This window comes from Hominenteromicrobium sp. (assembly GCF_046974225.1).
Lineage (GTDB): Bacteria > Bacillota > Clostridia > Oscillospirales > Acutalibacteraceae > Hominenteromicrobium > Hominenteromicrobium mulieris.
This window is the reverse complement of record NZ_JBKWAE010000014.1, coordinates 42511-54588: the sequence shown is the minus strand read 5'-3', so window position 1 is coordinate 54588 and position 12078 is coordinate 42511. Positions and strand designations below refer to the sequence as shown.

Here is a 12078-nt window from a genome sequence, read left to right as displayed (position 1 = left end):
CTTCCGTTCCCTTATTGCAGTGCCAAAAGCACCGGGGAACGTGTAATATCTGTTTTGCCGCTCGTTTCGATGAGCGTTGCCGTAAATGTATCGTCTGCAATTTCGCTGTGTACCAAGCCGCGCTCCTCAAATACAAGAAGCGCCGTTTTAAAGAGTCCCAGTGTCATATCTTTTCCAAACTGCGAAACAAACCGAACCTGGTCCGTCTCTTTACCGTTTACCGTGCGCAGTGCGCGGTAAATGGCCGCTAAGCACGCGCGGTCGGGGTATAATCTGTTTTTATCCTCCGCGGAAAGCACCTCGCCGCGCTGCCACTTTTCAAAGCTCGCAAGTGACGCTATATTCTTTTCCGTATTGAACGCTGCAAACTTCATATCGCGCACGATGACAGTCAGCGACGGCTGGCCGCGAAATTCGCGCGCCTCCAGCTGCACCGCAAGGTCGATCTTATCGCCGATGTGGTACGGCAGCTCCTCGGGCTTTGTATTAAAACGCATCGCCGTGATGACCGCGCCGTTCTTTTCTAAGGTCAGGCGCAGATGACCCCCGCCGCCGACCGGTGTGACATTGGAAAGCTCCATGTTGAACAAACCGAACACCGGCTGCGGGTTGCCGTTTCCAAACGGCTCCAACTGCGTCAGGCTTTGCGCCATGGAAACCGAAAGTGCCGCCGGGTTCAGCTTGCAGTCCAGTGTGACCGTCTGCGTGGGCATCTGCGGGAAGTGCTCCGCCGCATACTGATTGATGCGCTTGCGGAACGCTTCGATGTTTTCGGGCTTCAACGTGATACCCGCCGCCATGGGATGTCCGCCGAATTTGATGAGCAAGTCGCCGCACGCGCAGATGGCTTCAAACAGCGAGAAACCCTCAATGCTTCTGCCGCTGCCCTTCGCCTCTGTTTCGCCGCGCGAAATGATCATGCACGGCTTGCCGCAGCGCTCCGTCACACGGGACGCCACAATGCCGATAACACCATGGTGCCAGTTTTCACCGTCCACCACGACCACGCGGTCTTTCATGTATCCTTTCGCTTCGATATCCGCAAACGCCGCTTCGGCAATCTCTGCTTCCACACGGCGGCGTTCCTCGTTATCGGCGCAAATTTCCTCACTCAGTACCTCGGCTTCCTCTTCATAGCCGCTGATGAGCAAGCGCACGGCGCGTTCCGGCGCGCCCATACGGCCCGTCGCGTTGATGCGCGGCACAAGCGTAAACGCCACATTCGTGCTCGTCAGTGCCTTCCCTGCAACGCCTGCGTTTTCCAAAAGTGCCTGCACGCCCGGGCGGTCGCTCTGTGAAAGACGCTCAAGACCCGCGCGGATCAGCGTACGGTTTTCGCCCGTCAACGGCACAATATCGCCGATGGTGCCGATGGCCGCGAGATCGCTGTATGCTTCTAACAGATCTTCCACGTCGCCCGCTCCGTCCTCCAGCGCCATAAGCAATTTAAACGCGATGCCTACACCGGAAAAATGCTTATAGGGGCTTGTGTCATCCGGTCGGTATGCGTCCACGACCGCCACAGCATCGGGCAATATCTCCTGCGGGCGGTGATGATCGGTGACGACCACATCAATGCCAAGCTCGTTCGCGCGCGCTACCTCCTGCACGGAGGAAATGCCGTTGTCGACCGTGACAATGAGCGACACACCTTGCTCTTTTAAGTATTCCACGGCGCCGATGTTCATGCCGTAGCCTTCGCCCTCGCGCTGCGGTATGTAGAAGATTACGTCCGCACCACGCGTTTCAAGGTACGAATACAGCATGGCGGTCGAAGTCACGCCGTCGGCATCGTAATCCCCGTAAACCGCGATTTTTTCCATGTTGTCCACCGCGCGGGTAATACGCGCCGCGGCTTTGTCCATATCTTTTAAAAGAAACGGGTCAGAGAGCGGCTCGCCCTCGCCAAGAAATTCCCGCAGATGCGCGGCATCGTCAAGGCCGCGAATATTCATCAGCATCGCGAGGAAGAACGGCACGCCATACGTCTGTGCAAACGCCGCCGCACGTTCCTTATCGAGAGGACGCACCTCCCATTTTCGCAAGATCATTTTGCTTCACCCTTTAAATCAAAAGCCCGATTTTCCGCGCAACCCCAACTACTGCGCGGCAACCGTGTCCTATGCAAATTCGTTTCATTTCTAAAAGAATATTTTAGCATTTTTTTGCCGGTTATTCAACAGAATTTCACAATTATCTGCGAAACTGTTTGTAGAAAAAGAAAAACACATTCTCCATCTGTCGGCAAAGCGACGAACAAAGTCTTTGAGTAAACTTTCTTCAAGAAAGTTTACGGATTCTCAAGGCAGTGCCTTGAGTCGTCGTCCGCAGACGACGAAACACTTTTGCGTTCGTAATCGTCAGGACAGGTAGACTTGAACTTCCGGCGGACGTTCAAGTCGTAGGAAGCCCGGCTGTATGAGTTCTCTGAACAAGACACCAAAGTGTCTTGTTTTATAAGCGCTCGGCGCAGAATTATTTCCCGAATTTTTGTTGATTTTTCCGAAGAAAAAAGTCGATAAATTATAGAAAACAGGAAAGGCATGTGGTAAAATGGAAATGAAAGATTCTGTATCTTTGCAGAAAAGAGGTGCCGTTATGGAAGAAAAAACACGGAAACCTGAAACCGCCAAGCAGACCGCTAAAGAACACCATGTGCCGGAGCACGAAGACGAGCACCAACACGGCAACCCGCAATTTGCGCTTAAGGTGCTGCTTATTCTCATCGCCATCATTTTGGTGATCGTTATTTTAAAAGCTACCGGCGTACCGTTCGCCGTAAAAGACTGGCTTTCGCACTTCACCGGCGACATGATCGCGCTACGCTGAATGTACTCTCCCCATAAAACACAAACCCGCCGAAACTTTTCAGCTCGGCGGGTTTTCATTTTGCTTATTTAGTCCGAAGCGCCACTGGTGGAAGATTCGGTTTTCGGCGAAAGCGTCACATGCGCCGTGTAGCTGCCGGTCGCCCAGCAGGAATCCGCATTGTTAATCGTCACCGTCACCGGCGCTTCCATGCTGCCGCTCGGGTCTGTCACCGTGGAAAGATCCACCGTACAGAAAACGGAATCTCCTGTCAGCTTCGAGATCTGCGCCGCCGTGCCGATGATCTTCAGCGTGAGCGTCTTTGTAGAAAGCTCTGCTTCCATACCCTCCGGCACGTTGATGACGCTGATGTTGCTCGTCAGCACAGACGTTTCCTTGTAACCGTTCAAGTTGAATGTAACGGTCGCGTTTTCCACTCGCGTCACATTTGTCACACCGCTCGGCACCGGGATAGCCACCGTGAACGTGTTGTTTTCCGGCGTAACGTCCAGGAAGTTGATCGGCGTGGAGAGCGTCAGGGTCGTGTACTTTGAGACCGTTTCACCGTCGCCGGCAATTTCAATCTCTGCCGGGTCGATCGTGATGCGGTTCGAGGCAAAGCTGTCCGGAATGTTGCGCACATCCGCTTCCAGCTTGACCGTCTGTCGGCTCGTCACCGGAATGGAGACCTCCACCGTGTCGTCGCTCAGCTTCAAATAGAGCTCCGTTGGGTCAAGTACATTGCCGTTCGCGTCGTACAACGTCACTTTGCAGGAAAGCGACTTCGACTGCGTGAGCTCTTCGCTGAACTTATATTCCAACACGGCACGTGCCACCTTGTTCACGCTGCTTTCCGGGCCGGAGACCGTGATAAGCTCCGTAGAAAGTGTGGGCGTAGAAGGCGCATAGTAATTTCCCGCCGTAGTGTACTGAAAATTTGTTTCCAAAGTGAGCTGCGTTTCTTTATATTTATCATACACCACTGTGATCTCGGACGGCGAAACGCTTTCCACCTCGTATTCGGCGAGGGTGTTGCCCTTTTTTGCTGCGCGCAGAGAAAGCGTCGTCTGTTGCAAGCTGCTGCCCGTCAGCATGCTGACGGAAGGATCCAGCGTCCCCGTAACGCCGATGTCCTCACTCGTCACCTTACTTGTAATGAGTGAGTTGCCCGTAATACTCACATCCGTCGCGCTGCTGCTCATACTGAACACGCGCACACCGGCTTCCTGCGCCGTATCGGAAATTTCAACGTTAATCGGCACATTGCGGATTACGGTCGCACGGCCTTCGGAGTTGCTCGCCATCATGGCAAACCAGACGGCCGCCGCGGCAAGGAATGAAAAGATAAGCAAAATTGTGTTGTTTTCAAACACGCGTAAGCGCTGTTTTACTTCGTTTCTGGGTTTCTTAGACATTTTTGCCATCACTTCTTCACCGTCCTTTTGCTTTTCAGCACGCCGAACTTACGGCGCACGGTGGAAGCTTCTTCCTGCGGAATGAGGTACCCCTCCAAAACATCACGCAACGTATCGCGCGTAAAGCGGCGCGCCAAAACGCCGTTTACAGCCACGGAGATCTGCCCCGTTTCTTCCGAAACCACCACGACCACGGCATCCGATTCCTCACTGACACCGAGCGCCGCGCGGTGACGCGTGCCGAGCTCTGCAGAGACCGAAGTGTTTTTCGTCAGCGGCAGAATACAGCCCGCCGCATGAATCATGCCGTCGCGAATGATCATGGCGCCGTCATGCAAAGGCGCCTTATTGAAGAAAATATTGCCCACAATCTGGCCGGAAGGCTCGCAGTTAATCTGCGTGCCGGTCTCAATGATGTCGCCAAGCTTCGTTTTGCGCTCGAATACGATAAGCGCGCCCATTTTGAGCTGCTGTAAAATGCCCACGCCGTCTACCACGGCGTTGATTGCCTTGCGGATCTGCGCGCGGTCATAGCTGCGGTCACGGCCTGTTACCACAGCCGCAATAGATTGTCCGACGTTGTTGCGGCCCACTTGCTCGAGCGCCTTGCGGATTTCCGGCTGAAACACGATGAGGATTGCGACGAAAGCGAACTGGAAGAAATACGCCAGCACGCGGCTGACCATCACCAGATTAAAATACGAAGAAATAATAAACAGAACGACAAGCAGAAAAAGTCCCTTTACAAGCTGCCCCGCGCGCGTTTCGCGCACAAGCTTGACCACACCGTAGATCAAAAATGCAACGATGATAATATCAACGGCATCTTTAAATTGAAAATTCATGGCAATGCTCACCATCCACTCCCACCAGGAAGCAATGGCTTCAAAAACCTTATTCAAAGCATTCACCTCTTTGTACAGGATTCGGCGGTACATGCACACGGTGCACATCCGCTCCATACGATTTACTTTTTACAAAACCTAAATGCGTACTGTATATAGTTTAACACAAAGAGGTGGGGATGAAAAGGGGGAATTGTATGTTTTCTCCTGTTCTTTTCTATATTTTTCGATTTTTATTTACACTTTGTTCATTTTTATTCGACTTTTCGCGCCGCACTTTCAGCCCGGAGCGAATAGACCGTGCGAATCAACTCCGTAATGTCCCTGTCAGTCGTGAACGCACCCGGCGAAACGCGCACCGCGCCGCCGGGCGTTTCACCGTCCGTTCCCATTTTGCGGTGTACGAGCGGTGCACAGTGGAATCCACAGCGCACGGCAATGTTCCGCTTTGCAAGTACCTCGCCCACTTCTTCACTCTGCATGCCGCGCACGTTAAAGCCGAGCACCGGCACAAAGTACATCGTGTCCGGCATTGCGGTGTATAAAACAACATGCGGCATGTTTTTGAATGCCTCGTATACGCGGCGAATGTGGCGCATTTCCCTCTCCCGCAGCATGTATTCACCGTTCGTGCGCACAAAATCCATGCCCGCGCCGAGTGCGAGGATGCCCGGCACATTCTGCGTGCCGCTTTCAAGGTACTCCGGCATTTCCCGCGGCTGGTCTAACTCCAACGCGCGCGTACCCGTGCCGCCCTGTATCAGGCTTTCCAGCTTTTCACCGTTTTTCGTAATGAGCATACCCGTGCCCATCGGACCGTATAACCCCTTGTGTCCCGCGCAGCAAAGGTAATCGATGCCGTCGCGCTCCGCATGAATGGGAATCACCCCGCCGGACTGCGCCGCGTCCACGCAGATCTCCGCGCCGTATATATGCGCAAGCGCCGCCAGCCGCTCCACAGGCACGCGGATGCCGAATACATTCGAGGCCTGCGTGCAGACAAACAACCTTGTGTTCTCGCGCATCGCATGACGGAACGCGTCGAGCGTCGCGTCGTTGTCGCCGGGCGTCACGGGCACAACGGTAAACGAAACACCGTGCACCTCCATGGCTTTCAGCGGCCGCAAAACCGCATTGTGCTCCAAATCGGTCACAAGCACATGGTCGCTACGCTTTAACGAGTGGATAACGATATTCAGCGACTGCGTGCAGCTCGGCTGAAACGAGACGCACTCCGGGCCCGCCGCACCGAAAAAGCTCGCCGCCTTCTGCCGCACATCGTAGACCGCCTGCGCCGTCTGCAAGCTCATTTTAAACCCGCCGCGGCCGGGGTTCGCGCCGAACTGCTCCAGCGCCTGCGCCATTTTGCGGCGCACCGAAAGCGGCTTTGGGTACGTCGTCGCGCTGTTATCGAGATAGATCATTTCTTTTCGCCCCGTTCCGCACGGTAGAACACTTTCACGCCTGCATCCCGCAAAATGCGCTCCGCTTCGTCCGTGCGCTGCGGAACATATACACCATAGCCGCAGCCGCTTTCTCGGGTGCGCGGCAGCCGCTCAATGTAGGCTTTTATCCCTCTTTGAAAAAGCAGATCACGGCTTTTCAGCGCATAGGTCACGCTGCTGACAACAATAAGCCGCTTCCCGCCCGTGTCTCTTTTGTTTTCCATTGCAAGCACCTCCAAGCCTTCAAAACAGTCTCATCAAAACAGAATATGAGACAAGCCGGGAATTGGTGCAAAAAAGAGCCCCGCCGAAGCGAAGCTCTCAAAACAATGCAAATTTATTTCAGCAGGCACACCGCATGCGCTGCAATACCCTCGCCGCGGCCGGTAAAGCCGAGGCCCTCCTCCGTCGTCGCCTTGATGCTCACGCAATCGAGGTCGAGGTTGCAGGCGGATGCAATGTTGCGGCGCATTTCATCGATGTACGGGCGCAACTTCGGACGCTGTGCCAAAATCGTCGCATCGATATTTTCAATCCCAAAGCCCTTGCGGCGTACCGCCGCCACCGCCACCGCGAGCAGTTTTAAGCTGTCCGCACCGGCGTACTGCGGGTCATCGTCCGGGAAAAGCACGCCGATGTCCCCGAGCGTCGCCGCGCCGAGCAAAGCATCCGCTATGGCATGCGCGAGCACGTCCGCATCGGAATGCCCCAAAAGGCCCTTTTCATACGGGATATGCACGCCGCCCAAAATGAGCTTTCTGTTTTCTACAAGCTTGTGTACGTCATAACCATGACCGATCCGCATAGTAACACTCCTTTACTTTTCCGCCGCAAAAGCCTCTGCCACAAGCAGATCCTCCGGCGTTGTGATCTTGATGTTTTTGTAGTCGCCCGGGGTCAAATATACCTTGCCGCCCGCCGCTTCAATGAGCTGGCAATCGTCCGTATATTGCTTTCCGGCGTTTTTCGCAAGGCACAGCGCTTCTTTATACAAAGAAAGGCGGAATACCTGCGGCGTCTGAATGGCACGCAAAGTGCTTCTCTCCGGCGTAGCGCACACCGTGCCGTCCGCCGCAGCAACCTTGATGGTGTCTTTCACCGGCACCGCCAGCGTCGCCGCGCCGTATTTTTCCGCGTCCGCGCACACGGTTTCGATTTCCTCCGGCGTGATAAACGGTCGCGCCGCATCGTGCACGGCGATATACTCTGCGTCACCGCAAAGCGCCGCACCGTTTGAAACGGAATCCTGCCGCTCCTTGCCCCCCTCGGTAATCGTGAGCGGCTTTGTGACGAACGCCGACGCTTTTTGGATTGCATCGAAATCGCATGCACGCGCCACAATGACGATCTTTGAGATGCACGCGGCATTCTCAAATGCGCGCAGTGTACGGCTCAAAACCGGCTCGCCGCCGATCTCCATCATCGTTTTCGAAGCGCCGCCGCTTTTCATACGTGCAGAGCTGCCCGCCGCCACCAAAATTGCCGCCGTTTTCATCACGTTTCCCACCTTATTTTTTCAAGTATTCAAATGCGTTTGCCTAAAATATAAATACAGTATACCGCGATGCTCGCCGCGGGTCAAGGCAAGATAATTTTCTCTTTCGACGTTTTTTATCAAAAAAGCATTGAATTCCCGCCGTCACCTATGTTAGAATAAGCTTGTATGTAAAGATTAAGTAAGAAAAAAGAAAAAAATTTGAAAAGCGAGCGTTTTGCGCACACAAAGGAGCTGCAACCACAAATGGACATTTTCTCCGTTATTACACTCTTTGGCGGACTTGCGTTCTTCCTCTACGGCATGCATTTGCTTTCCTCCAGCCTTGAAAAAATGGTCGGCGGCAAGCTCGAACGTATTTTGCGTTCCATGACCTCAAACCGCTTCAAGGCCCTTTTGCTCGGCATGGGCATCACCATTGCGATCCAGTCCTCCTCTGCTATGACGGTCATGCTGGTCGGCCTCGTCAACTCCGGCATCATGGAGCTTGGGCAAACCATCGGCGTCATCATGGGCTCAAACATCGGTACCACCGTCACTGCGTGGATCTTAAGCCTTTCCGGCATCACGAGCGACAACGTTTTCGTACAGCTTTTAAAGCCGGAGAGCTTTTCGCCCATCGTGGCGCTCATCGGCATCATTCTCATCATGTTCACCAAGAGCAGCAAGAAAAAGGACATCGGCTCCGTATGTGTCGGCTTCGCCATTTTGATGACCGGCATGACCATGATGAGCGGCGCGGTAAAACCGCTTGCGGACTTGCCGCAGTTTAAAGAGGTCTTAACGATTCTCGATAACCCCATCATCGCCATTTTAGTCGGCGCAGGCATCACGGCACTCATCCAGAGCTCCGCTGCTTCGCTCGGCATTCTGCAGTCTCTCGCCATGACGGGCAGTATTTCGTTCAGCATGGCGCTGCCGGTCATTATGGGCCAGAACATCGGTACATGTATCACGGCGCTGCTTTCCTCCATCGGCACCACAAAAAGCGCAAAGCGCGTGACCGCCGTGCATATCTACTTTAACGTGCTCGGCACCGTCATCTGTCTTTCCGGCTTTTATATTGCAAACAGCATTTTCCATTTCACATTCACCGACCAGCCGATCTCCTCGTTTATGATCGCAGTCGTGCATTCCGCATTCAACCTCATCACCACGTTCATTCTGCTGCCCTTCTGCAATCAGCTTGAAAAGCTCGCCGTTATCACCGTGCGGGATAAGCGCCTGAAGCCCGGCAAGCAGGACCCGCACGCGGTTTTGCTCGATGAGCGTCTGCTGCTCTCTCCGTCCTTCGCGATTGCGGAGTGCCGCAATGCCACCACAAAAATGGCAGACCTTGTGCGTGACACCATTTTGGATGCCATCGGTCTGCTCTCGCATTTTGATTCCGCCACAGCAGAAAAAATCGAGAAAAACGAAGAAACCATCGACCAGTACGAAGATAAGCTCGGTTCTTACCTCGTCAAAATTTCCAGTAAAAACCTCTCCACGTCCGACAGCAACGATGTTTCGCAGCTGTTGCATACCATCGGCGATTTCGAGCGTATCGGCGACCACGCGGTGAATCTCCTGCGCGTTGCACGCGAGATCCACGATAAAGATCTGAAATTCTCCGAAAAGGCCCAGCAGGAGCTTGAGGTCTTCACAGGTGCCATCATCGAGATTTTGAACATCACGACAGACGCGTTTGTCGAGAACAACTTACAGCTTTCCTACGAAGTAGAGCCGCTCGAACAGGTCATCGATTCGTTGAAAGTTGAACTGAAAAACCGCCACATCCGCCGCTTACAGGAAGGCAAGTGCACCATTGAGCTCGGCTTCGTGCTCTCAGACATCCTCAACAATTTCGAGCGCGTTTCCGATCACTGCTCTAACATTGCGGTATGCCTGATCCAGATCAAGGATTCCACCATGGACACACACGGTTACTTAAACGAGATCAAAACCTCCGGAGACCCGCGCTTCACCGGCTATTACAACCGCTTCACAAGCAAGTACACACTACCGGAAAGCCACCACAAAAAGGCCCCGCAGGAAGTACCTGTAAAAAGCTAACCGAGCTATTTAAAGCCGCATAGAATTTAAGCCCTCCGTATTTGTTTGCGGAGGGCTTTTCTCATTTCTTCTGTGCCTCGTATTTGCGCTTTGTCGCCATACCGCCGCGGATATGGCGCTGGGCTTTATTCACCGCCAGTACGCTGCTCACCTCTTTGTAAAGCCCCATATCCACGCTGCGCAGCCGCTCGGCAACGTCCTTATGCACGGTGGATTTGCTCACACCGAACTGCTTGGCGGCACGGCGCACAGTAGCTTTGTTCTCTACGATATACTCCCCCAGCATGGCGGCTCTGTCCTCAACATTCTGCTTCATCGTAACACACCCTTGTCTGTGATACTTGTGCTGCATTATATGTTGAGCTTTTCTCTAATTATACCTCTTTTTGTTTTGAAAAAGAATTTAAACGCTCATCAACACATGGAATCAATTGTTATTGCTCTGCCGTGCATCCCGATATTCATTCATCATGAGCCGCTTTTTCCTTGAGATACCCTATGAAACCAGAACCACTTGCCCAGCAAGCAGGTCTCTTTATAAAAAGAAAGACAGCACCTAAAAGGCGCTGTCTTTCTTTTCGTTCAAAACACGATTTTTTAAATAAAATGGAAAAAAATTCCTGCAGAACCTGTATTGCAATAATGTTCCGGAGAATCTATGACCGATTTCCAAGAAATCTTTCCAGAAATTAAATTGTTACACAGGCAGATCATATCCAGCATAACCTGCTGGCGAATTGGGTTAAAATACTGAGACTCCCCTGCTAAATAATCCTGCTGATGACGCGGATCACAGCCGTTTTCTTGAATTCCATGACCGCCTAACCAAGCAAAATTCTTCAGCTCAGACATGCGAGGGGTTATTTTCATCAGGCTTTCCCGGTACTGCTCCACCGTCTCCATTGCATGTTCTTCAGAGCAAATCAAAAGTACAATATAACCAGATCCAATAGCGTCCCCAGTGAAAATACATTTATGACTACGATCCACAAACACTACCGAATGCGCAGTATGACCGGATAATTCCCACACTTCTACGTCTATGTCTCCTAAATGAATCTTCGTCCCTTCCTCAATAGGAATAAACTCTGTATGAGAATTGTTCGGATAACGGAACGTTGCAGGAAATACATCTGATTTTTCCCTCATCAAGGCAATATCATCTTTATGCAGGTACACACGATCAAAAGAATCCACCCAGTGCATGTGATCGCCGTGGGGATGAGTGATAGCCACCTCTACCGGAAGATTGGTGAGAGACGTCACAAGTTCCGCTAAGTTTCCTTCTCCTAAACTAGTGTCGATAAGTAACGCCTTATCCTGACCTTCAATCAAATAGCAAGAGGAAGAAAACCAATCGTCAATACGCCATACTCCGGGTTTCAGCCATATCACCTGAAATTGATGTTTCCGGTTCTGTTCCAAAAGCCATGAAACCACCCCATCTTCCTGGATTGCCTTATTCCATGGATTCTTCTCATACATGGATCTCATTTCCACACATTCCGAACCTGCAGTTAATAGGCTCATGACCAGTTGGTCCACGTTCACTGCCACTTTTTCCTTCCGTATAATCTGTGGTTCTTCTTCTACCAAATAAGCACGAACAGGAACATTCTTCATGGCTCTAACTTCATAGGGATCTCCATAACCTCCAACAGCGCAAATTCCCGCGAACCACTGTGGAAAATGGCTTCCAAGACGCCAGACCCAGTCCGCTGCGGAAAGGGTTCCTGTCAGAGTAATTCTATTTTCGTCCACGTCCTCTCTCTGACGCAATGAGTAGAGCCAATCTCCTACAATCTGCTCTTCGGTTTGCGGATAGATCACTAAAGCTGCAACGCTTGCTCCATTTGCTTGAGAAAACAGCAAATTAAGATCCCTTTGTGCATCTTCTTCCTTATCCGCCAGGCAAATAATCAATGGCTTTTTTCCAGAACTTGCCCCTTCTTCCCAAAAGCAAGTCATTTTTCCGTTTTCATTCGGAATACTTAGGATTTTCAAACTTAATTCTC

The 12078-nt window shown here is 52.3% G+C and carries 11 protein-coding genes; 2 read left to right on the top strand and 9 right to left on the bottom strand.

Features of this window, described 5'->3' with window-relative positions; genetic code table 11:
• Positions 1-11: 11 nt before the first annotated feature.
• Positions 12-2051 (bottom strand): single-stranded-DNA-specific exonuclease RecJ, encoded by a 2040-nt coding sequence (gene recJ / locus ACLTX1_RS10380; RefSeq protein WP_412264060.1) that lies wholly within the window; start codon positions 2049-2051, stop codon positions 12-14.
• A gap of 547 nt (positions 2052-2598) precedes the next feature.
• On the opposite strand from recJ, the gene ACLTX1_RS10375 reads away from it, so the two are divergent.
• On the top strand, positions 2599-2829 hold the full coding sequence (locus tag ACLTX1_RS10375; RefSeq protein ID WP_176820757.1) for a hypothetical protein: 231 nt from the start codon (positions 2599-2601) through the stop codon (positions 2827-2829).
• Positions 2830-2897: 68 nt separating this feature from the next.
• Here ACLTX1_RS10375 and ACLTX1_RS10370 read toward each other — a convergent pair whose 3' ends face one another.
• The 6 genes from ACLTX1_RS10370 to ispD all read right to left on the bottom strand — a co-directional run bounded on the left by ACLTX1_RS10370 (position 2898) and on the right by ispD (position 8008).
• On the bottom strand, positions 2898-4223 hold the full coding sequence (locus ACLTX1_RS10370) for a YbbR-like domain-containing protein (RefSeq protein ID WP_412330896.1): 1326 nt from the start codon (positions 4221-4223) through the stop codon (positions 2898-2900).
• Between the two features lie 8 nt (positions 4224-4231).
• Positions 4232-5125 (bottom strand): diadenylate cyclase CdaA, encoded by an 894-nt coding sequence (gene cdaA / locus ACLTX1_RS10365; protein WP_343284901.1) that lies wholly within the window; start codon positions 5123-5125, stop codon positions 4232-4234.
• A gap of 197 nt (positions 5126-5322) precedes the next feature.
• Positions 5323-6492 (bottom strand): aminotransferase class V-fold PLP-dependent enzyme, encoded by a 1170-nt coding sequence (locus tag ACLTX1_RS10360; RefSeq protein ID WP_412330895.1) that lies wholly within the window; start codon positions 6490-6492, stop codon positions 5323-5325.
• Positions 6489-6737: a DUF3343 domain-containing protein gene (locus ACLTX1_RS10355; RefSeq protein ID WP_176820760.1), complete on the bottom strand. Its 249-nt coding sequence runs from the start codon at positions 6735-6737 to the stop codon at positions 6489-6491. The genes ACLTX1_RS10360 and ACLTX1_RS10355 overlap by 4 nt, the downstream gene beginning before the upstream one ends.
• Before the next feature lie 113 nt (positions 6738-6850).
• Positions 6851-7318, bottom strand: coding sequence for a 2-C-methyl-D-erythritol 2,4-cyclodiphosphate synthase (gene ispF / locus ACLTX1_RS10350; RefSeq protein ID WP_176820761.1), 468 nt, complete (start codon positions 7316-7318; stop codon positions 6851-6853).
• A gap of 12 nt (positions 7319-7330) precedes the next feature.
• Positions 7331-8008, bottom strand: a complete 678-nt coding sequence (gene ispD / locus ACLTX1_RS10345) for a 2-C-methyl-D-erythritol 4-phosphate cytidylyltransferase (protein ID WP_308448988.1) — start codon at positions 8006-8008, stop codon at positions 7331-7333.
• Between the two features lie 246 nt (positions 8009-8254).
• Between ispD and ACLTX1_RS10340 the strand changes: the two genes are divergently transcribed.
• The gene (locus tag ACLTX1_RS10340; protein ID WP_412330905.1) at positions 8255-10063 is read left to right on the top strand and encodes a Na/Pi cotransporter family protein; all 1809 of its coding nucleotides are present in this window, start codon (positions 8255-8257) and stop codon (positions 10061-10063) included.
• Positions 10064-10124: 61 nt separating this feature from the next.
• Here the strand turns inward: ACLTX1_RS10340 and ACLTX1_RS10335 are convergent, their stop codons facing one another.
• Together ACLTX1_RS10335 and ACLTX1_RS10330 are read right to left on the bottom strand one after the other, a co-directional pair.
• Positions 10125-10379 (bottom strand): sporulation transcriptional regulator SpoIIID, encoded by a 255-nt coding sequence (locus ACLTX1_RS10335; RefSeq protein WP_176820763.1) that lies wholly within the window; start codon positions 10377-10379, stop codon positions 10125-10127.
• Positions 10380-10660: 281 nt separating this feature from the next.
• On the bottom strand, positions 10661-12067 hold the full coding sequence (locus ACLTX1_RS10330; RefSeq protein ID WP_308448990.1) for an MBL fold metallo-hydrolase: 1407 nt from the start codon (positions 12065-12067) through the stop codon (positions 10661-10663).
• Positions 12068-12078 lie beyond the last annotated feature (11 nt).